The sequence below is a fragment of the Methanoregula sp. genome (genome assembly GCF_023227875.1).
Lineage (GTDB): Archaea > Halobacteriota > Methanomicrobia > Methanomicrobiales > Methanospirillaceae > Methanoregula.
In genome coordinates this window covers 393,930-414,935 of sequence record NZ_JALOCH010000001.1, presented here as the reverse complement: position 1 = coordinate 414,935, position 21,006 = coordinate 393,930, and the positions used below count along the sequence as shown (strand labels likewise).

General features: G+C 51.4%; 21 protein-coding genes. 18 read left to right on the top strand and 3 right to left on the bottom strand.

The features are described from left to right. The first annotated feature begins 17 nt into the window (after positions 1 to 17). Positions 18 to 155, top strand: coding sequence for a hypothetical protein (locus M0R30_RS02235; protein WP_292542739.1), 138 nt, complete (start codon positions 18 to 20; stop codon positions 153 to 155). 412 nt (positions 156 to 567) lie between these two features. Next, positions 568 to 942, top strand: a complete 375-nt coding sequence (locus M0R30_RS02230) for an ArsR family transcriptional regulator (protein WP_292542737.1) — start codon at positions 568 to 570, stop codon at positions 940 to 942. Positions 943 to 1,437: 495 nt separating this feature from the next. Here M0R30_RS02230 and M0R30_RS02225 read toward each other — a convergent pair whose 3' ends face one another. Next, the gene (locus M0R30_RS02225; RefSeq protein WP_292542734.1) at positions 1,438 to 1,800 is read right to left on the bottom strand and encodes a hypothetical protein; all 363 of its coding nucleotides are present in this window, start codon (positions 1,798 to 1,800) and stop codon (positions 1,438 to 1,440) included. 93 nt (positions 1,801 to 1,893) lie between these two features. On the opposite strand from M0R30_RS02225, the gene M0R30_RS02220 reads away from it, so the two are divergent. Genes M0R30_RS02220 through M0R30_RS02210 form a run of 3 tightly spaced genes read left to right on the top strand, consistent with a single transcriptional unit; the run spans position 1,894 to position 2,840 of the window. Beyond that, on the top strand, positions 1,894 to 2,154 hold the full coding sequence (locus M0R30_RS02220) for a winged helix-turn-helix domain-containing protein (protein WP_292542730.1): 261 nt from the start codon (positions 1,894 to 1,896) through the stop codon (positions 2,152 to 2,154). Beyond that, positions 2,141 to 2,701 carry a hypothetical protein gene (locus M0R30_RS02215; protein ID WP_292542728.1) on the top strand — a complete coding sequence of 187 codons (561 nt, stop codon included), beginning with the start codon at positions 2,141 to 2,143 and terminating at the stop codon, positions 2,699 to 2,701. The genes M0R30_RS02220 and M0R30_RS02215 overlap by 14 nt, the downstream gene beginning before the upstream one ends. Beyond that, a complete protein-coding gene (locus tag M0R30_RS02210) occupies positions 2,673 to 2,840 on the top strand; it encodes a hypothetical protein (protein ID WP_292542726.1) in 168 nt (55 codons plus the stop codon). The genes M0R30_RS02215 and M0R30_RS02210 overlap by 29 nt, the downstream gene beginning before the upstream one ends. Before the next feature lie 321 nt (positions 2,841 to 3,161). Here the strand turns inward: M0R30_RS02210 and M0R30_RS02205 are convergent, their stop codons facing one another. Together M0R30_RS02205 and M0R30_RS02200 are read right to left on the bottom strand one after the other, a co-directional pair. Further along, a complete protein-coding gene (locus M0R30_RS02205; RefSeq protein WP_292542725.1) occupies positions 3,162 to 4,517 on the bottom strand; it encodes a helix-turn-helix domain-containing protein in 1,356 nt (451 codons plus the stop codon). Positions 4,518 to 4,848: 331 nt separating this feature from the next. Further along, positions 4,849 to 7,428, bottom strand: a complete 2,580-nt coding sequence (locus M0R30_RS02200; RefSeq protein ID WP_292542723.1) for a PAS domain S-box protein — start codon at positions 7,426 to 7,428, stop codon at positions 4,849 to 4,851. Positions 7,429 to 7,580: 152 nt separating this feature from the next. Between M0R30_RS02200 and M0R30_RS02195 the strand changes: the two genes are divergently transcribed. The 13 genes from M0R30_RS02195 (at position 7,581) to M0R30_RS02135 (ending at position 19,703) form a co-directional block, all read left to right on the top strand. Further along, on the top strand, positions 7,581 to 9,098 hold the full coding sequence (locus M0R30_RS02195; RefSeq protein ID WP_292542721.1) for a methyl-accepting chemotaxis protein: 1,518 nt from the start codon (positions 7,581 to 7,583) through the stop codon (positions 9,096 to 9,098). Positions 9,099 to 9,112: 14 nt separating this feature from the next. After that, positions 9,113 to 9,655 (top strand): chemotaxis protein CheW, encoded by a 543-nt coding sequence (locus tag M0R30_RS02190; RefSeq protein WP_292542718.1) that lies wholly within the window; start codon positions 9,113 to 9,115, stop codon positions 9,653 to 9,655. Positions 9,656 to 9,738: 83 nt separating this feature from the next. After that, the gene (locus M0R30_RS02185) at positions 9,739 to 11,577 is read left to right on the top strand and encodes a PAS domain S-box protein (RefSeq protein WP_292542716.1); all 1,839 of its coding nucleotides are present in this window, start codon (positions 9,739 to 9,741) and stop codon (positions 11,575 to 11,577) included. Between the two features lie 240 nt (positions 11,578 to 11,817). Next, positions 11,818 to 12,192: an ArsR family transcriptional regulator gene (locus M0R30_RS02180; protein ID WP_292542713.1), complete on the top strand. Its 375-nt coding sequence runs from the start codon at positions 11,818 to 11,820 to the stop codon at positions 12,190 to 12,192. Positions 12,193 to 12,592: 400 nt separating this feature from the next. Continuing rightward, entirely contained in the window at positions 12,593 to 12,865 is a 273-nt protein-coding gene (locus M0R30_RS02175; protein WP_292542710.1) for a hypothetical protein, read from the top strand. Continuing rightward, complete coding sequence (locus M0R30_RS02170; RefSeq protein WP_292542708.1) at positions 12,862 to 13,029, top strand: hypothetical protein; 168 nt, start codon at positions 12,862 to 12,864, stop codon at positions 13,027 to 13,029. The genes M0R30_RS02175 and M0R30_RS02170 overlap by 4 nt, the downstream gene beginning before the upstream one ends. A gap of 87 nt (positions 13,030 to 13,116) precedes the next feature. Next, a complete protein-coding gene (locus tag M0R30_RS02165) occupies positions 13,117 to 13,563 on the top strand; it encodes a hypothetical protein (RefSeq protein WP_292542705.1) in 447 nt (148 codons plus the stop codon). Continuing rightward, a complete protein-coding gene (locus tag M0R30_RS02160) occupies positions 13,560 to 14,582 on the top strand; it encodes a DUF6159 family protein (protein WP_292542702.1) in 1,023 nt (340 codons plus the stop codon). Before M0R30_RS02165 ends, M0R30_RS02160 begins: the two co-directional genes overlap by 4 nt. Next, positions 14,579 to 15,322, top strand: coding sequence for a hypothetical protein (locus M0R30_RS02155; RefSeq protein ID WP_292542700.1), 744 nt, complete (start codon positions 14,579 to 14,581; stop codon positions 15,320 to 15,322). The genes M0R30_RS02160 and M0R30_RS02155 overlap by 4 nt, the downstream gene beginning before the upstream one ends. Before the next feature lie 207 nt (positions 15,323 to 15,529). After that, positions 15,530 to 16,438, top strand: a complete 909-nt coding sequence (locus M0R30_RS02150) for an ATP-binding cassette domain-containing protein (RefSeq protein ID WP_292542699.1) — start codon at positions 15,530 to 15,532, stop codon at positions 16,436 to 16,438. Next, positions 16,435 to 17,628: an ABC transporter permease gene (locus tag M0R30_RS02145; protein ID WP_292542696.1), complete on the top strand. Its 1,194-nt coding sequence runs from the start codon at positions 16,435 to 16,437 to the stop codon at positions 17,626 to 17,628. The genes M0R30_RS02150 and M0R30_RS02145 overlap by 4 nt, the downstream gene beginning before the upstream one ends. Positions 17,629 to 17,857: 229 nt before the next feature. Continuing rightward, positions 17,858 to 18,232 (top strand): ArsR family transcriptional regulator, encoded by a 375-nt coding sequence (locus M0R30_RS02140; protein ID WP_292542694.1) that lies wholly within the window; start codon positions 17,858 to 17,860, stop codon positions 18,230 to 18,232. A 562-nt stretch (positions 18,233 to 18,794) separates the two neighbouring features. Then, complete coding sequence (locus M0R30_RS02135) at positions 18,795 to 19,703, top strand: ATP-binding protein (protein ID WP_292542691.1); 909 nt, start codon at positions 18,795 to 18,797, stop codon at positions 19,701 to 19,703. Positions 19,704 to 21,006 lie beyond the last annotated feature (1,303 nt).

The following is a 21,006-nucleotide window of genomic DNA, read 5'->3' as shown; positions in this document are numbered from 1 at the left end:
GCTGGTCGGCCGGTGAGTTGACAATTTCTGATGGGATCTTTCCTGCGGGATGTACGGAGATCACCCTTGCGTTCATCGGGGCGGCGGTCTTGTTCCTGCCGCTCTTCGTATTCCTGAGGGTCCATCAGGACCTGAAGGAGGTGAAGAACGCATAAGCGTTCTTCGTCATCCTGCCCAGACTGATTCAGCGGGCGATAAAGGCGGATGCGGATGCCACTTCGAAGAATTTTTGGAAATTCTTCTCATCCTCAAGGTCTGGCGACCTTTCGGAGATCGATGCGTTCGGGAAGAATGAGCAGGTGAAGAAAGTGTTCTGGGCGCTGTTCGCTGCGCTTGCCGGAATTGTGCTAGCACAAGTCGCGGACCCGGGGACGGTAAAACATATTGTCGGAGTGATTACCGGAATAGGAGGATAATTCAGGAAATTTCCATTTCCTGGTTTTGGATGCCCACAATGTTCATGAAAAATCCGGATGATCCCATCACCATTTTTTCCAGATCATGACCAGAATGCATTTAACGATATAATAAAAATAAAATTAAAATGCACATGACACGGTGACTCCAATGAGAACAGAACGCGTCCAGTATTTTACCGAAAAGGAAGAAGAGTTCGTCAGCCTGCTGATCGGTATCGGGATAAAGAAGCATGTCGCAGCGCTGCTGGTATTCCTCGCAAACGTACCCGAGACATCGTCCCGCTCTATCGAGCGCGGGACCGACCTGCGGCAGCCGGAGGTAAGTATTGCGATGAGGTACCTGATGGACAAGGGCTGGGTCCGGATGTGTGGGGAATCCTCTGAACGCAAAGGCCGCCCGGTAAAAATTTACCAGATGGCCTTGCCGATAACGGCAATCATGGATTCCATCGAAAAAGAAAAGAAACGCGAAGCCCGGGACCAGCTCGCCCTTTTCGAAAAATTGCGGGATCATATCCGGTAATCAGCCCCTGAACCCAGCCCTTCCTGGATCTCCCAACGTGAGTATAGGGATGTGCGTCAGACAAGGTTCCGACGGAGTGAGGGATCAGATCCTTCTTTTGACGGTGAGTGACCTCATATGCCCTTTTTGGTGAAAATGACCCATCCGTGCTCATTCTGAACCCCGTTTCCCTCTTTCCGGATCTCAGCGACCGGCCTGTTTCGGGGGTTTTTGCTGGGAGTCTCACGGGAAATCCCGCTATTGGCCCGGTTTGCTTATCCGGGGATTTTGCGAGGAGAAAAACCGGCCTGTTCAGAGCTTGTTTTAATCGAGGATCGGGCAGGGAGATGAGGTTTGGATTGTGGGGGGTGAAGATGCAGAAACGCGGGGATGATGGTCCGTAGTGATCTGACCCCCAATATGCAACATATACGACGGCGTTACTTCTCGTTCCGGCTCTCTGACCGCGGCATATTCATTACATCCATAAACCGGCCCGGTCCGGTTCCCTGCGTCTCATCCGTTCCCGCGCCCAAAAATATCCGGGAAACATTCTCGGATCGGCCGGCGCTCCGCATCCGTGACTCCCGCAAGATTCCGGCCTGCTTTTCCGATGATGAATGCGGCCGCCTCATACCGGTCTGCAAGCGGGCGGATGATCGGCTCGCCCGCGATCCCGGGCAGATAGCAGAGGTAGAAACTGCACGCCCTGCCGTTGACCGGGTGTGCGAAAAGCACAGTCTCTTGTATGCCTGTGATGGCGGTACCTGGCGGAGTGTGCGGGATCCGGAGGAGCGCCACATCCGAACAGGGGTTTTGTGCCGGAGGTTGTCGCTCCCGGTTCCGGCCGTCTTCCGGGATTGTGCTGTCTGTGTTCACCAGGCACCGGAGAGTGTGTTGGTGGGGGAGGGGATAAAATTTGTTACACGTGTGTGACACATATTCATACGTGTATTTTTCCTTTTTCACTTGATGTACAATCTCGTGAGTTTCGTTGCACGGGGAAGCGTAAGAAGAAAAGTACTCAAAGGTCTTATCCGGCCAAACTCTCCCACGGAACTTGCGAAGAGTCTTGGTATTGCGCGATCAGCAGTAAGCCGGACAATTCAGGCGCTTGAAAAGGTCGGTCTTGTGGAATGCCTGACGCCGGATGAGAAGATGAGCCGGTATTACCGGACGACCGATATTGGGCGAAAAGTTGTCGATGTGATTGAGGAGAATGGGAAGATCTGACGCTCATCAGACCCGGGCCGCCATCTGCGGTGTCGGGCTCCTGTTCGGAATTATTTTTCTCTTTGCACATCTTCCGGTAGTCCTGCTCATCGTGCCGGTCGCGATCCTCTTCCTCGGCCCGAGGGTTCATCAGAACCCGAAGGAGGAGAAGAAACCTTGGGGTTTCTTCGACTGCATCGTCGCCGACCCGGAGGAGACCCATGCGGTCTGGTACGGGATGCTCTCGGTGCTTGGGATCTTCGATATCTCGGAACTGAATGAACTTGAGAAGGCGAATTATGTGGAGAAGCGGCATTACTTCTGGTTCGGCGAGGTCGGCCTCGCAGCGATCCTGGCGGGAACCTTCGCAATACCGGCCGGGATGTATCTTGCCGGCAGAACAGAACTTCCCCTCGCATTCACGGGTACAGCTCTCATCTTCCTGCCGCTCTTCGTCTTCCTGAAGGTCATCAGACCTGAAGGAGGAGAAGAATGCATCGGCATTCTTCGAGTTCCTCCCCAAACTGATCCGCCGGGCAATGAAAGCGAACGCGGATGGGGTAATTGAGACGTTCGGGAAAAACGAGCAGGGGAAGAAAGTCTTCTGGGCGTTGTTCGTCGCGATGGCGGGGCTGGTGCTTGCCCGGGTGCTGGACCCTGAGGCAACTCAGCAGATTGTTGGGATTATCACGTTGGCTGTGCCTTAATTTTCTCTATATAATTTTCGTATGTGTGGAAAAACGATATTTTATTTCTTTTTCTCTCTATTCCATAAGCTGCATTCACTTTATCGATTATCGGATTAAGGCAGAGGACAACATTCGGTTTTCGGCCTTCTCCGCACATAATCAAATCATCAGCAAAATCGCCCACACCCCATTTCTACGTCGGAACCAAACCAAGAAGTGCCCCTATCCCGCCCCTTCACTGCCCCTTTGACGAGACAATAAATCCGGACACGATCGCTTATGCGTCAGATATGCGTCACTTTCCCCGGATATGCGTCATTTTTGCGTCATGCGATTGATTCATTGACGGGGCTTGATGATGTAAAAGATTCCTTTCCGGACACCCTTCATGGCAAAAATATTCCTGTCGACCAGACCTTTAAGGTCGCGCCGTGCCGTCGCTGCCGATACATCGGCGAGCTTCTGATAGTCCGCATTGGTGATTTTCCCGGTCTCTTTCGCAAAGAGCACTGCGGAAATCTGGCGTTCCGATAATCCTGCGCGAACGAGGTTGTTACGGTCAAACACATCTTTCCGGAATGTTACCGAGAAGCCCTGGTCTTCCTGGAAGACCGGTTCGGGGATCCCTGCGGCTTCGCTGGTGATCCGTATCTTCTGGATCCCTCCGCCCCACCGTTCAATCCAGCCGATATCATACAGCACCTGGGCGATTCCCTTGTTTCTGAGGACCGACGCATGCGGAGTAAGGAGCTCGGGTAACGTGATCCCCGTTGCCAGCCGGCCCGGGCTCCAGATCTTAAGAGAATCACCCAGTATTCGGATTTCCACTGCCGAACTGATCGTATAGTCCCGGTGGCAGGCTGCGTTGATAACCGCTTCACGGAGGGCCTCGACCGGGTAGTCCCAGACCTGTTTACGCTCAGGTTCTCCGGTCATCACGAATGCGACCCGGATATTCTTCCGGATAAATTCCATCGCATCATTGACCTGCTCGATGATCGTACCCCGAACCATGCGATCGTCCAGGACACTAATCCCATCCGCATCGAAGAGGCCGCAGTGAATTGTTGCCTGCGACAGGGACCGTTGCAGATCGTTCCCAAAGAGAAGAAGCGCGGCCCATGTCGGAGTATTGCCGTCGACCAGACCGATCCTCTGGAGTACGGTTTGCGGAGATTCGTCTGCTGCGATATTCCGCCTGCCGGTCTCGTTCGCTTTTCTGATATAATCGGCGATTTTCGCGGTATCGAGATCAGCAAAGGTCGTATTCGGTGCAGGTGTCAGGTCCCAGCTGCGGCCAACGGACTGAAGGTGCATTTCCGCGATCTCGTGGGGCTGCATGGCACGGTTACTGGCGCCAACTCTCCGGTAGCACCTGCCCCGGACCGAGACCGGTTTAAGCGGGTTTTCCCTGATATGGATGGCTGCCACGGCCCTGCCATCGCGGGACAATTCTTCAATCTCCGGTATGATGCGAGGTTCGGTGCTCTGGGAAATCGTATTGGCCCAGGCTTTAAAAGATTCGGTACCAATCAATGTCCCGACGACATTTCCGCGATCGGTTATCCCAATAAAAATCGTCCCGCCCCGGGTATTCGCGAGGGCGTCGGCTGAAACAACCACTTCCCGATCAAAGGATTCCTTGAATTCAACCGTCTCGGATTCGTGGAGGGCCGGTGCCGGGGATTCAGGCATTGTACTGAGTTTTGGTTTCTCCTCCCTTTTCTTATTGTTGTTCTGGAGACGCTGGTGCTTGCGCAGATCGTGGACCCGGCAACAGCACAGCAGGTGGTGAACTTGATTGCAGGCATATGTGGATGAACGGTCGCGATTGACAGGGATCGCCGGACCCCCCCATTTTTTCTACTCGCAGTAAAGAAACCGGTATAACCTGTTGTGCATAATCTCCCAAATAATTTAAAAAAGAAATGTGTTTCAGATGGATTGAATTCCGTTAGTTATTATCATCATAACCCGTGCGTTGAATCTCTCGTAACTACGAAGTCATATCAGGTTCTTCGCGAGTCTATTTCATCGCAGGGATCTCCCGGCACAGTCCCACGATCCCTCTCATTGTTCCCGCATGATCCTTGAAAACCGATATTGACCATTCAACACGGATACGTTTTCCTGATTTGGTGACCTGTACCAGCGGGCCTTTCCACATACCCCGGGATAAGAGTTGATCCCTGATACCGGGGTCATGGTCATTTGTTGCATCGAACTGGAGTATGTCGTGAATATCTTTTCCCATAACTTCACGGGATTTCCATCCGAACAATCCTTCCCCGGCACGGTTCAGGTACGTGATCCGGAATACCATATCGGTGGCAATGATGGCATCGTTCACCTGGTTTAAGAGGAGGGCCTGGTAATCTGCGGACTCTTTTGCCGCAACAAAATCCGTTATGTCCCTTCCCACAGCCTGGTACTCGATTATTTTTTCCGTTGCAGAGAAGAATCCGCGGATATTCCACCGCGTCCAGCGGATCTCACCTTCCTTTGGGATCATCCGTATTTCAAGGGTGATGACCGGGTTTGACTTGTTGATGCCGGAAAAATACTCGTCAAACAACGGCTGGTCTTCCTTAACAACCGGCAGCAGGAACTCTGTACCGAGGATGTCGTTTTTTGGCTTGTTGAAAAACGAGGCAAATGCTTCATTGACAAAGACATAGGTGCCATCCGGCCGGAACCGGGAGATCATCTCGGTCTGGTCTTCTACAATGGCAGAACAGATTGCTTCGTGTTCTTTCAACTCCTGTTCCGTGCGTTTGATTGCAGTAACATCACGCATTGATTCGATGGCACCAATCACTGTGCCCGTAGCGTCGTATAAGGGGGAAGCGGTCCCCCACAGGTAAAGGCCATCCGGGTTGAGATAGGTCGTATAAGTTTCAGCTATGAATTTATTGCCATCCCGTTTACAGTAGTAATATTTCGGGGGGATCTCCTGGCCGGGTTTCAGGGCAAAATCAACCAGGATCGGTTGACGGGAGCCATAAATCGCCAGGGAGTATTCGAAATCCCCCAGGCCCAGGATGTCCGGCGACGTGATTCCCGTCAATTCTTCCATTGCTATATTCCAGGCAATTACCTTTCCATCCGTATCGATCACAAAGGTGGCGTCGGGCAGGAAATTGATGATATCGGCGAGTTTCTCTTCCGATTTCCGTAATTGTTCAACATATTGTTTCTGCCCGGTTTTATCGCGGAAATACCAGATCCGGCCATAATAGGTTTTTTCGGGGCCAACCATCGGCGCCGAGTACCGGTCAAAGCACCGGCCGTCCCGGAGGATGATCTCGTCCCGGACAATCCGTTTGTGATCGTTATAAATATCTTCAACTTTTTTACCAAACTGGACCGGATCGACGATCTGATTGTTGACATAATCAAGAACGCTTATCTCATCCTTCTTTGCAATGAGTTCTTTTGGAATACCCCACATTCCGATAAAACACTGGTTGTAGGAGATGATTGTCCGGGTCTCATCAACAATGAGGATACCATCGATTGTTGTTTCGTTCTGCGTGGAAAACAGGACATTCCGGAATTTCAGGTCCGCTTCCGCCTGTTTCAGGTCAGTAACATCATGACCGATGGAAAGTATGCACTTCGGAGTGCCCTTTGTATCATGGATGTATTTGCAGGCCCATGAAATCCAGACGCGTTCCCCGGTCTTTTTTATGTTCTCATTTTCGAACCGGGTGAAACCGGCAGGATTCAGTTTCAGTTCATCCAGAAGTTCGCGTACCGGTTTTCCGGTTGTATGCTGTACCGGGACGATGGTCTCGTAAATACTTCTCCCGAGAACCTCATTTTCAGTCCAGCCAAAAAAAGCCTGCGCAAATTCATTGAAATATTCAATGTTGCCTTCAAGGTCCATCCTGAGAATGATACTGTTTGCATTCTGGACCAGTTCGCGGTATTTTATTTCACTTGCTTTCAGTTCGTTCCGTATTTTTTTGTAGTTCGAGATCTCTTTTTTTAGCTGTTCGTTGGCTGATACCAGTTCCTGTGATCGTTCATCAACGAGTTGTTCAAGATGCTGCCGGTGAAGGTATAATTCGGTGACATCTTCACCGATCACCGTGACACCATGGTCCCCGGACTCAAAAAGGGTTGGGATAAACTTCAGTTGTAAATAATAATCTTTTTCTTTTACCGTCCGTTTGATATTCAGGGTGCTGCCTGTTGAGGAAATTGCTTTCTGGATATGTTCGATGATTACCGTATCGATGTATTGCCCAAGGGGTGAATAGTCAATCCTGTAGCCGATCAGGTCTGATTTTTTCAGGAGAAAATAATCGAGCAGGACATTATTGGCATCAATAATCGTGAGGCTGTCATCCACCACAACAAGGAGATCTGAAGAAAAATTCAGGATTGTCGATATCGGCACTCTCTGGCAGGGATAATAAACCTTGGAGGGGCCGTGGGCACGCATCTCTGCGTCGCCCGCTGCAACCATCATATTCAGGTATTTCGAGGTGGAAATACGGTTCAGGTTCAGCATCCGGGCGATTTCTGCAGTAGTCAGTCCTTTCTGGCACGTTTTTAATATTTCGCGGATCCGGTCAATTTCAACACCGGTGTTATCCATCAGTAATCAATTCTGTTTAAGATATGTAAACTTTATGTGATTATCATATATTTTTGCAGATGTGATATGCGGATGTACAAATATTTAAATATTAATTTAGCCATAGTGTCATTCTGTCAACATAATTGTACAATAATGAGGTGTGTTTAATCATGGAAGAAGATTTTACGAAGATCCAGAGGCGGGCCGAAGCATTATTCCACCAAAGCCCCTATCCGACCATTCTCTGGAATACCAGTATGAAAGTTGAGGATACAAATGCTGCATTACTGACCCTGACCGGTTTTGAGCGTGACCGCGTCCTCGCGATGACATTAAAAGATTTCAAAGTGGTATCCGCATCCGGTGAGGGATTTGAAGAGGCAAAACAATCCCGGCAGAATGTCACCGGAGAAGCCACATTCAGTTTTCCTACCGGGAAAAAGATTGTTGTCCGGCATACCGTTCCCCTGCTGGATCAGAAGGGAAACATTGAAAATTTCCTCTCTATTTACCAGGATATCACCGAGGAACGACATAAAATTGAGGTTATCCAGCAAAACGAGATTCGTTCCAAAAAGATCTATACCTATCTCGAACAGGAAATTGAGAGGGCAGCACAGGTTTACAAACAAGCCGCGGAAGGAGATCTTACAAAACGGTTTGACTTTGCCCCGCCGGATGAAGATACCCAGGCCGTCTATAACCAGTTGAAAAAGATGAAAGACTCGATTCTCGGGATCATCAGGAACCTCCAGGCAAGTATCGGTGATGTGAACAACCGGATGCAGGACCTGACATCAACCGCCCAGAATACCTCCCGTAGTATCGAAGAGGCGTCAAAAGGTGTCCAGCAGATCGCCATCAATACTTCGAAAGTCAGTGACAACAGTACCAAGATTTCAGAGGGGTTTGATCAGATCACCAAGGCCATGCAGGACATGAGTGCCGCTGTAGAAGAGATCACTTCCAGCATGGAATCAGTCTCCGCTCTTTCAAAGGAGACAGACGATCTTGCCCTCAAGGGAGCCGACATGGCGGGAAATGCTGAGAAGAGCATGGGTGAAATTTCGACAACTTCGGCAAAAGTCCACGAGATTGTCATCGATGTGGAAAAACAGATGGGGGAGATCACGAAGATCGTTGGTATCATCCGGGATCTCGCCAACCAGACCAACCTCCTGGCCCTGAACGCGGCCATCGAAGCCGCCCGGGCCGGGGAGGCGGGCCGGGGATTTGCGGTCGTGGCAACGGAAGTGAAATCGCTTGCCCAGGAATCACGGAATTCTGCGGAACGCATTGAAGAGATGATCGCCACCCTGAAGAACAGCACGCAGCATGCGGCGAGTGCCATGGGCGAGAGCAGGGTCGTTGTCGAGAAGGGCGAGAAGATGGTCACAGAGACCGTCCAGTCCTTCAAGAAGATTGCCGAAGCCATCGACAAAGTGGCAAAGAGCGCCTCAGAAGTTGCTGCTGCAACGGAAGAGCAGGCAGCCACGACTGAAGAAGTGACGGCAAATATCAACGAGCTGGGCAGCTTTGTTGAGAGGACGACAAAAGAAGCTACTGACGCTGCTGCTGCAACAGAGGAATCCTCCGCGGCCCTGGACGAGATCACCCGCATGGTCCAGCATGTCGAGGAAATCGCAAACGAGGCAACAGCCGCGAACAAAAAATTCAAGATCGCGTAACACGGGTGTCTGTTATGGCGACGAAATCAGAAAAAGAAACTACTGCGGAAGCCCGGCATACAACCCCGGCACGACAGGAGAACCGGGCGGGTACAATCCAGGTAGTGATATTTGCTCTCGGAGAAGAACAGTTTGCTATCGATCTTTTCGATGTGAAAGAGGTTGTTGAATATACCACGATCACCAAGCTCCCCAATGTGCCTGCCTACATCCGGGGCATCATCGATCTCCGTGGCGAGATCACTACCATTATTGATCTCAAACACCGGCTTAACATAACCGCGGAAAATACCGTGGCAATGGATACGTCCCGGATCATCGTGCTCGACGATAATATCACCCGTTCAAAGATAGGGATTCTTGTGGACGATGTTACCTCGGTATCAACATTTGAAGACGGGCAGGTCGATTATACCTCCGCTTCCGTAAGTAAGGAGGATACCGCAATCATTGGTATCATCAAGAAAAACGTGAAGATCAAGGACCGGGACACAAATGAACTGATCATCTGGATCGATGTCAAACAATTGCTCAACGATATTGACGCTGCATTATAATGCAATCGGTCGACCTCATTTTTTTCCAAAATTTTTCCAAAAAACCTGTGTTAAAGGACATGGCCTGGTTTACGTGATACCGCATGACAAAATTCTCTGTATTGTATGTAGATGACGAACCTGCGATGCTGGCACTGACCCGCATTTATCTTGAACGTTCCGGATTATTATCACTCACCACCATCGATTCTGTGAAAAATGCCCTGGACATATTAAAAACGCATTCGTTTGATGCGATTGTTTCTGACTACCAGATGCCGGATATGGATGGCATCGAATTTCTGAAAATTGTACGGGAACGGTATGATCGCATCCCGTTCATCCTGTTTACCGGAAAAGGGCGGGAGGAGGTAGTGGTGGAGGCCCTGAACTCCGGTGCGGACTCCTATCTCCAGAAAGGCGGAAATCCCGGTGCGCAGTTTGCTGAACTGGAACACAAGATCAAGAGTATTGTTGAACGCCGCAGGAATCAGCAGGCACTGTATGAATCGGAGAAAAAATACCGTCAGCTGGTGGAGAATGCACAGGAGAGCATATTCATTATCCAGGACGAAAAAATTATTTTTTATAACCCGAAATTTTCCGATTTTATCACTGCCAGCGGGTTTACTTCTGAAGAAGTAGTATCGCAGTCATTTTTCAACCTTATTCACCCGGAAGATCAGGCCGTACTGCGCGAACGGTACCAGAAAAGGATAGATCAGGATGTGAGCTTTCCACGGTACCCGTTCAGAGTGATAAACCGGAGGGGAACGATCCGCTGGTGGGAAGCCGATGCGATCAGGATTATCTGGAACAACCATCCGGCGACCCTGAATTTTTCCCGGGAGGTGACAGAAGAATATCATCTGCGGGAACGAGTGAAGGAAAGTGAGTGCCGGTACAGGGAACTGGTGGAATCGCTGCCGAAGACCGTAGTCGAACTTGATGAACGGTTTAACGTGGTCTTCATGAACCGTGCAGGGCGGGAAAAATTCAGGTATACCTGTGCAACAAATACTACGCCGTTATCAGCGCTGGATCTGGTACACCCGGATGAACGATCTCATATCAACGACCTGTACATGCAGGCCCTCCAGGGAAATTTTCCACCTGCTCATGAAGTGACCGCCCGGAAAAGTGATGGGAGCACGTTCCCAATGGTTGTTTATATCACACCGATTCGCCGGAATAAATCAATTGACGGGTTCCGGCTGGTCTGTATCGATATATCCGAAGCAAAACAGTTGCGGGACAAACTGGAACAGACCAATACCAAGCTGAACCTGATGTGTAAAATTACCTGGCATGATCTCACCAATAAACTGACCGCACTCCTGGGGTATCTTGAACTGATAAAGAGGCTGACGACTGATGAGAAGGCCTCTGATTATTTGCAGAAAAGCAGTACTATTGCAGGTATTCTCCAGGACCAGATAAATTTTACCAGAACGTACCAGGATATCGGTATACATGAACCTGAATGGCAGGATGTAAATGAAATTATTGAACGGTCCCGCAAGACACTGTTCCTTGAGAAGATCGAACTTTCAGTAGATGTCCGGAATGTTGAGATCTTTGCCGATCTTATTCTGGTAAAAGTCTTTTACAATCTTTTTGACAACTCGCTGCATCACGGGGAGCACGTGACTGCAATAACCATCTCCTGCCGAAAAAACAATCAGGATCTCATTATTACGTATGAGGACAACGGAATTGGGATCTCCACTGAAGATAAACCCCACCTGTTTACCTGCGGTTATGGAAAGCATACCGGCCTTGGCTTATTCCTGATCCGGGAGATCCTCAATATCACCGGCATATCGATTGCAGAGACGGGTGAGCCCGGTAACGGGGCCCGGTTTGAGATCGTTGTCCCGCAGGGAAAATACCGGGTTGCATCAGACAAATTACAATCAGTTGACGGAAAGGCAATTTCGTAGTTTTATTCATCCTTTTTATACGGGATGGCGATCCGGAAACCTCCAGGCAGATCGTGGGAATGATTACCGGAATGAGAGGATAATTCAGGAAATTTCCATTTTTTGGTTTTGGATGCCCACAATTTTCCTGAAAAATCCGGGTGATTCAGCCCCATCACCATTTTTTTCAAGAGCACGACCAGAATGCATTTAACGATATAATAAAAATAAAATTTAAATGCACATGACACGGTGATTTCAATGAGAACAGAAAGCGTCCAGTTTTTTACCGAAAGAGAAGAAGAGTTCGTCAGCCTGCTTATTGGTATCGGGATAAAGAAGCATGTCGCAACGCTGCTGGTATTCCTCGCAAACGTACCCGGGACATCGTCCCGTTCCATCGAACGCGGGACCGACCTGCGGCAGTCGGAAGTAAGTATCGCGATGAGGTACCTGATGGACCGGGGATGGGTCCGGATGCGTGGGGAATCCTCCGAACGCAAAGGCCGCCCGGTAAAAATTTACCAGCTGGCCTTACCGATAACGGCAATCATGGATTCCATCGAAGAAGAAAAGAAACGCGAAGCCCGGGATCAGCTCGCCCTTTTTAAAAAAATGCGGGACCATATCCGGTAATCAGCCCGGGAACCCGGCCCATCCTGGTTCTCCCAACTTGAGAATAGGTATATGCGTCAGACAAGGTTCCGACGGAGTGAGGGATCAGATCCTTCTTTTGACGGTGAGTGACCTCATATGCCCTTTTTGGTGAAAATTGTCCATCCGAGCTCATTCTGAACCCCGTTTCCCTCTTTCCGGATCTCAGCGACCGGCCTGTTTCGGGCAGTTCTGATAAGAGTCTCACGGGAAATCCCGCTATTGGCCCCGGCTGGCTATCCGGAGGTTTTCCAAGGGAAAAAACCGGCCTGTATGGAGCTTGTTTCAAGCGGGAATGGGTCGGAGGGATGATGTTCAGCCCGTAGCGGTGTGGGGGTGCAGAAACGCAGGGGTGATTGTCCGGGACGATCTGACCCCCACTATGCGACATATACGATGGTATTACTTCTGGTTTGACGAAGTGAGCGTGGCTGCGGCTCTAGCGCGGACCATTGCGATCCCGGTGAGGATCTGGTTTGCAGGCCGGACCGAGTTGTCCCTGGCATTCATCGCGGCGGCGGTCATGTTCCTGCCGAAGCTGATCCAGCGCGGGATGAAGGCAGACGCGGATGCGATCATATCTGCGTTCGGGAATGAGGAGTGTCATCAGACCCGAGTCAGGAGAATGTCGAGCGTCATCGGATGTGAGACATGAGAAGACATGAGTCTTCGAAGACCGCAAGTCTTCGATGGAACGAGCTGGTGAAGAAGGTGTTCTGGACGGTATTCGTCGCGATCGCCGGGCTGGTCCTGGCACAGGTCCTGGACCCTGCGACAGCTCAGCAGATTGTCGGGCTGATTACGGGGATGGGGGTTTGAGGTTAAACTCCGCATCCCCTTCAATTTTTTAATCAGCACCGGTTTTTTCTCATAAATTATATATAGTCAACCTACACACGTTGACATATGCTTCTGCCCATGGACGAAAAACAGTTCGCCTTCTGGAAGATGCGGCGCAGCGGAACCCCGAACATCACCATTGCCAACCTGCTTGGCATCTCCCGGCAGGCCGTCTCCAAGGCGCTGCTTGCAATGGACGGGAAGATCGATGCGGCACTCCGTGATATGGCGCAGTCAAACCAGATCGCGATCGATGCGATCAATACTGAGCGGGGGATCCTGCTCGGGCAGTCGATACCGCTCCAGATCCCGGCGCTTATCTTTATCTCCGAAAAGCACGGGGTCCAGGTGTGGTACGATCATGAAGGCGACTGCGGCACGTGCCAGCGTTATACCGAATGCATCGAGCTGCTCTGGGACTATGCAACCGAGCTCGGCATCAGGATCGAGAAGACCGCTCACCCGACGAAGATGGCAGAAGAACTGTTTACCAAAGTGAAGGCGATGGTATGATATTCCATTTATCCGAATTATTCCGGAAATACCGGGCCTGGTGCCCGAATTCCGATGCACGGCCCCTGCGTACAGCACCCCCGGTACTGGCAACACCCCCGGTCACCCACAATCCTGCCCAGCCGGGTGGCGGGGCCGGGGGATCCGGACGGATCGACCACGGGATCAAACTGACGATAGGAAGCATACGACTCCTGGTCAGGAACCGGCAGTTGCTCTGGTTCTCACTCCTCACCGGGCTGGTGATGATCTTCAGTCTCGTATCGGGCCTGTCACTCCAGTTCATTTCCGGCACGGCACTGTTTCCGGGGACAGGCCTCGCAACCGGCCCTGCTTCAGTCATGATCTCTCATGGCTCGCTGCCCTGGATTGCCCTGACGTTCATCATTGGCCTTGTCGGTACCTTCCTCACGTACTATCTCCTGGCAGCACTGATTGCGTGTGTCTCGCTCATCCATTCAGGCCGGGCAGCAACTGTCCGCGACGGGCTGGCGCATGCCGGGCAATACCGGTGGCCGCTCTTCAGCTGGGCGATGATCTGGGCATGCATCGGGGTCGTGTTCTCGTTCTTCATGAACCCTTCCACAATGGGGAGTGTACTCGTAAACTTTGGCATAATTTACGGTTCCATGGCATTCATGGCATGTCTCTATGTCCTTACCCTGTTTGTAGTTCCGCTCCTTGTCCTTGACAATAACGACATTGTTACCGCGGTTACGGGATCGTTATCCCTGTTCAGGAAAGTGTGGGCAGAGATTCTTGTCTGTTTTATCATCTACTTCCTGATCGTGTTTGTCGTTATGCTGATATGCCTGGTCCCCATGATCGCGATCGGATTCTCGGGCAGTGCTTCAGCAGCAGTTGCCGTTGTTGTCGCGTATATGCTGGTGATGCTCATCCTGCTCTTTATCGGCTCAACCATCGTCGGGATCACGATCACCGGCCTCTATCTCTATGGGAAGACCGGGACCCTGCCCGCGATGTTCGAAGGAAAACCGGTGGTGCAGGCTCCCGTATGATCACGAGGATTTCTGAAATTGTCCAAGGGTGGCTTGGCTGGTGCCCGAACGACAGCGTGACTCCGGTCAGGATGAGACATTTACCGTCTGATACGTGTATATCGACCCGGCCGATGGACGATGTGCTGCTGGTCAGGAGCGATATGATCGTTGATTATCGATCAACCGGCACCTCCCCGGTATTTTTCATCGGGTTTATTACCGGAATCGCCGGTATAGTTTTCCTGCTCTCTCTTATTCGGACAGCATATACGCCCCTTATATCCGGCGTCCTCTTATGCGGACTTATTCTCCTGGCAGCGATAGCCATTTTTTATGAGAACAGAAGAGCCTGCCTCGAAAGCAGAGCTGATTCCCTTGTTCTCCATCAAGTTCTGCCGTGGCCTGTTGTTATTCCGAAAAACACGATTGCAACCGCAGAAGTCCGGGACAATGTCCCATCGGTACCGTTGTGGCTTCTTACGGTACTGCTCGTAATAGTGATACCCGTTACGTCAACAGGCGTCCTCTATGGGGAATATTTGCAGTTTGTATCCGGTGAAATCGTTTCATCCTCGTTCTATGTTCATCTGGGTTTTGACATCAGCATCGTCCTGTTCTTCCTTGTGATCTACTATCACTCCCGGATCCGGTCGTACTATCCAAAAACTCTCGTCATCACTACGACTACGAAGAAAAGGATCGTGATGTATACTGAAAACCCGGATGAGATCACCGGAGCGCTGGAGAGATTCGGATGACCGTATCTCTGGACCACCTTCGGAGGAGAACCGGAGGTTCCCGGAGTTATCTTCCGTGAACTCATACCTGACAGTATTGAGAACGTAAAAGAGAAAAATATCCATGATGACGGTCATTATCGAAGAAATTGTCCGTATTTACCGGACGTATATGGAAGCCCGAACATGCTCTGAAGTGTACATGAAATTATCCTGTAGGAGCACTGCATGAAAATCCTCGAACCAGATCCTGAACCCGGAAAAATCGTTCTGCATGTTGAACACCTCACCAAGACCTTTGACAGCAGGAATATCTTAGAAGATATCAGTTTTGTTGTCAACAAGGGCGAGGTGTTCGGCCTCTTGGGCCCGAACGGTGCAGGCAAGACCACGCTCATCCGGACCATCCTCGATATCTTCCGGCCCGATACCGGGACGATCTCGCTCTTCGGTACGACATTCTCCAATGATATCAAGGACGCCATCGGTTACCTTCCCGAGGAAGGGAGCCTGGATAAGGAGATCCCGGTCTCGGAGTGTATCCGGTATTTTGCGGAACTCAAGCACGTGGATGCGATCGACCGGAAGATGGACGAGTGGCTGGAGAGACTGGATCTCACGGAATACCGGGACAAAAAGATCCAGGAACTGAGCAAGGGCATGCACCGGCGACTCCAGTTCATTCTCGCGGTCATCCACCAGCCGGCACTCCTCATCCTTGACGAGCCGTTCTCGGGCCTCGACCCCCTCAACATCAAAACCCTCAAGGATATCCTCCTCGACTTGCGTGACAACGGCACGACCCTGATCATGAGCACGCACCAGATGGACGAGGTGGAACGGATGTGCGACCGGATCCTCATGCTCAATAACGGGAAGACGGTGCTCTACGGCAGCCTCGATGAGATCCGATTACAGTTCGGGTTGTCGGTTGAGGTCAGGTACGAAGGCCGGCTCCCGCATCTCGACCATATCCTTGGCATCAACGACTCCGGCAATGTCGCGGAGCTGATCGTGGAAAAGGATGCCGACACCCAGGCCATCTTAAAAACGCTTGTCGCCAGCGTTACCGTGAAGAAGTTCGAGGTAAAGCAGCGGTCCATGAACGAGATATTCCTTGAGGTGGGCAGGCGATGATGGCAAAATCTCTCGTAGTCGCAAAATTTGAATTCGTAAAGACCGTCCGGCGCAAAGGGTTTATTCTCGGCACGATCGGGCTTCCCCTGCTGATGCTCTTTGTCATCGGGCTCACCCTGTATACCGGTGCCGGGATCGGCACGGGAGCAACGAACCAGACAACCGGGTATGTGGATGCAGCCGGATTTATTCAGGCAGCGCCCGGCTTTGTCCCGTACCCTGACATTGCAGCCGGCAAGGCGGCACTGGTAAAAGGAGAGATTGACAGCCTGCTGGTAGTCCCCGGGGGATATATCCGGACCGGCACGCTCATGGTCTATACAATGGACAGTTCCCTGCTCGGGTCGGCGGGGTCCAGCCAGTCGGTGCAGGAGTTTGTGACCAGGAACCTCCTGCGGCACGAGAATGTATCTGACGAGACCGCGCAGAAGATCCTCTCCCCGGTATCCCCCACGGTGATCGTCCTCGATGAAGCGGGCAATCCCAAGGGCGACCAGAAGCTCGCCGGCTTCGTGCTGCCGTTTGCCCTCACGATGGTTCTTGCACTCGGTATCCTCACCTCGTCCGGTTACCTGATGCAGGGAATCGGTGAAGAAAAAGAGAGTCGCAGGGGCGAGTTCCTGCTCTCCCACTGTTCTGCCGAAGAACTTCTCGCAGGAAAGATCCTCGGGTATGCGGGGGTGGGCCTGCTCCAGATCACGGTCTGGGTGGCGATCGGCCTTATCGTGATCGCCGCAAGCCCGTTTGCCGCCCTGTTCTCAGAGATTCAGGTGACAGGGCTCGTGTGCCTCGCGGTTGTCTATTTCGTGCTCGGGTACTTCCTGTTCTCGGTCTCGATCGCCTGCACGGCATCCCTCGCGCCCACGGTCAGGGAAGCCCAGCAGGTCTCGGCAGTCTTCTCGATGTTTGCCGTCTTCCCGATCATCTTCCTCCAGTTCCTCCTGCAGGATCCGAATTCCCTCCTGATGCAGGTCCTGACCTATTTCCCGTACACCGCGCCCTTCGTTGCGATGGTCCGGCTCACGCTCGTGACCGTACCGCCATACGAGATTATCGTGAGTATCGCCATCCTTGTCATCTCCATTGCTATCCTGACAAAACTTGCCGCACGGATATTCAGGATGGGCATGCTGACCTATGGGAAACGAGTAACATTCAGGGAAGTCTTCAGATTTCTCAAAGAAAAGTAATTTTTTAAACAGGGGACGGCGATCCGGGGACCGCCCGGCAGATCGTCGCGATCATTACCGGAATGGAAGGATACTCGGGGAAATTTCCATTTCCGGATTTTGGATGCCCGCAATTTTCATGAAAAATCCGGATGGTTCCGTCCCTCCCCATTTTTCAACGGATGAAATCAAAATGCATTTAACGATATAATAAAAATAAAATTAAATCGCACAAGATCCGGTGATTTCAATGAGAACAGAAAGCGTCCAGTTTTTTACCGAAAGAGAAGAAGAGTTCGTCAGCCTGCTTATTGGTATCGGGATAAAGAAGCATGTCGCAACGCTGCTTGTCTTCCTCGCAAACGTGCCCGAGACATCGTCCCGTTCCATCGAGCGCGGGACCGACCTGCGGCAGCCGGAGGTAAGTATCGCGATGAGGTACCTGATGGACCGGGGCTGGGTCCGGATGCGTGGGGAATCCTCCGAACGCAAAGGCCGCCCGGTAAAAATTTACCAGCTGGCCTTGCCGATGACGGCAATCATGGATTCCATCGAGAAAGAAAAGAAGCGCGAAGCCCGGGACCAGCTCGCCCTTTTCGAAAAATTACAGGACCATATCCGGTAATCATCCCGGGAACCCGGCGTGTTCCGGTGATCCGATGGGGAGGTTTATTGATCTGCCATCGAGGAGGGTTCGGACGGGGCAAGGGATTGTACCCCCCTTTTGACTATGAGTGACCTCATATGTCCTTTTAGGTGAAAATGACCCATCCGGGCCCGTATCGAGCCCCGTTTCACTCTTTCGGGATTTCAGCGACCGGCCTGTTTCGGGGGTTTTTGCGGGGAGTCTCACGGAAAATCCCGCTATTGGCCCGGTTTGCGTATCCGGGGGTTTTGCGAGGAGAAAAACCGGCCTGTTTAGAGCTTGTTTTAATCGAGGATCGGGCAGGGAGATGAGGTTTGGGTTGTGGGGGGTTGTGATCCGGGGCCCGGCGGTCGCCAGGGGGGTTCTGGCGGGGTTCGGCGTTTTACGTCGAAGAATTCTTTGAATTCAGTCGAAGAACTTCGTTCTTCTCCTGCTTCGGGTCTGTTGACCCTCAGCATTCTCCGCCTCGTGGTTCTGATGAACCACTCTTCCCTCACAGCGCGGACTTGCAGATATTGACGAAGAAACGGTCCGGCTCTTCGTGCATCAGGCAAAAAGTGCCGGGAGGCTCCCCGTTGCTGACGAGCACGAACCGGCTGTCACGATACTTACGCGGCTCGGGCTCGTAACCGGGGATCAACTGACCAATGCAGCATTCCTGCTGTTCGGGAAAAAACAGGACCAATACCTGTCGGATGCGGTACTTCGTATCGGCCGGTTCAAAGACGGAGCAACTATCATAGGGGACCGCTGGATTGACGGGAATCTTTTCCACCAGTTTGCTGAAGGAGAAGAAGCGCTGAAAAATTTCATCAATGTCCGGTATGAGATCACGGGAGAAACACCGGAGCGCAAGGAGCACTGGGATTACCCGCTCCCCGCACTCCGTGAAGCACTCACGAATGCGTTAGTCCACCGGGATTATTTCAAAAAGAACGAACAGATCCTGATAAAAATCTATGACGATTCCATCTGGTTCCATAATCCCGGAGGTCTGCCAAAGGGGCTGTCAATCGAACAGCTGAAAGCAAAACCTCAATCAATACCACGAAATCCACTGATTGCAAGGATCTTCTATCTCGCCGGTTATATCGAGCGGTACGGTTCCGGCATCCAGAGGATTGTCACCTCATTTGCGGATGCCGGGCTACCCGAGCCTGAATTCCAGACCGATGCGTGGGGTCTCACCCTGACAATGCACAAAGATATGTTTACTGATGAATATCTCGCGCAGATGGGACTGAATGAGCGTCAAGTGAAAGCAGTTATGCACGTGAAAAAAAATGGCAGAATTACGAACAAGGAGTTCATTGCACTCACACCCCAGAAAATTACTGGCAAAACTGCGTCCCGGGATCTCAAGGGATTGTGTGATAACGGAATTCTGACACAGATCGGAACCACGGGTAAAGGTACGTACTACATCCTGTCATCTGCATGTCCACTTTAAAGAGGACATAAACGGGACATAAACGGGACATCCGTCGTAACAATCGGGACATGAACAATACATAGATCAACCATTGATTGATTATGGAAGAAGAGCATGTGGGTGAGCCGTGCAGGGTATGGGACATTTCCCAACATTACCCTGCGTGATCGAAAAAACACAATCCGGCTGAAAATTTCCATTATAACCGACAAAATCGATATAGATTACCTAAATCTAATCAACGAGAATCAGGACATATCTGGACATTTCCGGGCATTGCAGCCAACTACCTGTGACCCGGAAAACGAGTGAAATTCAAAGGAAAATCAAAACCGCTGAAACTGTTAAGGGGAGCGGGGAGATTGATACCGGATACATTGTCGCGATCCTGTCGCAACAATTCCCCGGACGGTGTCTGTGAAATCTCCGTCAGAAGTCGTTACGGGAATCAATTCAGCAGACACTGTCTGCTAAATTGACGGGGGATTTTGATACAATTCAACTGGTCAGACAGTTCAGACGTGAATCTTTCTGTGGCGAATACATGGTGTAAATGACGAATATATGATGAATAAAACCGGGACAGACGATAAATGAATGGGGCGAAAGGGGCAGTGAAGGGGCATATCGTCTTCCCCACGCCCACCGGACTTTCCACGGTACAGCCCGGTCACCGTTGCAACCGGCTGCACGTTTTCAGTATCCATGATACTCCTCCTTGTAGCATTCATGCTCGTCCCGGAGTTTCGGAACTCCTCGACGACCTCATCATATTTGCCGATTTTCTGGTAGATGGCAAACAACATGGGATAAAGCGGGAGAACGGGACACCTCTCATTCAGGAGAGGGTGGGGCCGGCTAAAGTTCCGTCACCTGCTCCTGCTCCGGTGCCGGATCCCGCACCTGCATGTGTGCCGGCACCTGTACTGGCATCTGTGCCAGCCCCGATACCGGATCCCGTACCAGATTCCGCACCGGATTCCACACCCGCACCTGTACCGGATAGGGCGAGTCTGCCGGGACTATCCCCGGTGGGATCTGACCCCTCTCCCGACGAGGGAGGATAACCGCCTCTTTTTTAGAGTATCAGTACTCTCACCTGCCCGGATCGGTAAAAATGACCCATCCGGGCCCGTATCGAGCCCCGTTTCACTCTTTCGGGATTTCAGCGACCGGCCTGTTTCGGGGGTTTTGCGGGGAGTCTCACGGGAAATCCCGCTATTGGCCCCGGCTGGCTATCCGGAGGTTTTGCGAGGAGAAAAACCGGCCTGTTTAGAGCTTGTTTTAATCGAGAATAGGTTGAGAGGATGATGTTCTGGCT

Bases quoted from the DNA above. Each gene is read 5' to 3' on its own strand.
- M0R30_RS02230 (WP_292542737.1), top strand. From the start codon at position 568: ATGAGAACAGAACGCGTCCAGTATTTTACCGAAAAGGAAGAAGAGTTC.
- M0R30_RS02220 (WP_292542730.1), top strand. From the start codon at position 1,894: ATGTACAATCTCGTGAGTTTCGTTGCACGGGGAAGCGTAAGAAGAAAA.
- M0R30_RS02215 (WP_292542728.1), top strand. From the start codon at position 2,141: ATGGGAAGATCTGACGCTCATCAGACCCGGGCCGCCATCTGCGGTGTC.
- M0R30_RS02210 (WP_292542726.1), top strand. From the start codon at position 2,673: ATGAAAGCGAACGCGGATGGGGTAATTGAGACGTTCGGGAAAAACGAG.
- M0R30_RS02205 (WP_292542725.1), bottom strand. From the start codon at position 4,517: ATGCCTGAATCCCCGGCACCGGCCCTCCACGAATCCGAGACGGTTGAA.
- M0R30_RS02200 (WP_292542723.1), bottom strand. From the start codon at position 7,428: ATGGATAACACCGGTGTTGAAATTGACCGGATCCGCGAAATATTAAAA.
- M0R30_RS02195 (WP_292542721.1), top strand. From the start codon at position 7,581: ATGGAAGAAGATTTTACGAAGATCCAGAGGCGGGCCGAAGCATTATTC.
- M0R30_RS02190 (WP_292542718.1), top strand. From the start codon at position 9,113: ATGGCGACGAAATCAGAAAAAGAAACTACTGCGGAAGCCCGGCATACA.
- M0R30_RS02185 (WP_292542716.1), top strand. From the start codon at position 9,739: ATGACAAAATTCTCTGTATTGTATGTAGATGACGAACCTGCGATGCTG.
- M0R30_RS02180 (WP_292542713.1), top strand. From the start codon at position 11,818: ATGAGAACAGAAAGCGTCCAGTTTTTTACCGAAAGAGAAGAAGAGTTC.
- M0R30_RS02175 (WP_292542710.1), top strand. From the start codon at position 12,593: ATGCGACATATACGATGGTATTACTTCTGGTTTGACGAAGTGAGCGTG.
- M0R30_RS02170 (WP_292542708.1), top strand. From the start codon at position 12,862: ATGAGAAGACATGAGTCTTCGAAGACCGCAAGTCTTCGATGGAACGAG.
- M0R30_RS02165 (WP_292542705.1), top strand. From the start codon at position 13,117: ATGCTTCTGCCCATGGACGAAAAACAGTTCGCCTTCTGGAAGATGCGG.
- M0R30_RS02160 (WP_292542702.1), top strand. From the start codon at position 13,560: ATGATATTCCATTTATCCGAATTATTCCGGAAATACCGGGCCTGGTGC.
- M0R30_RS02155 (WP_292542700.1), top strand. From the start codon at position 14,579: ATGATCACGAGGATTTCTGAAATTGTCCAAGGGTGGCTTGGCTGGTGC.
- M0R30_RS02150 (WP_292542699.1), top strand. From the start codon at position 15,530: ATGAAAATCCTCGAACCAGATCCTGAACCCGGAAAAATCGTTCTGCAT.
- M0R30_RS02145 (WP_292542696.1), top strand. From the start codon at position 16,435: ATGATGGCAAAATCTCTCGTAGTCGCAAAATTTGAATTCGTAAAGACC.
- M0R30_RS02140 (WP_292542694.1), top strand. From the start codon at position 17,858: ATGAGAACAGAAAGCGTCCAGTTTTTTACCGAAAGAGAAGAAGAGTTC.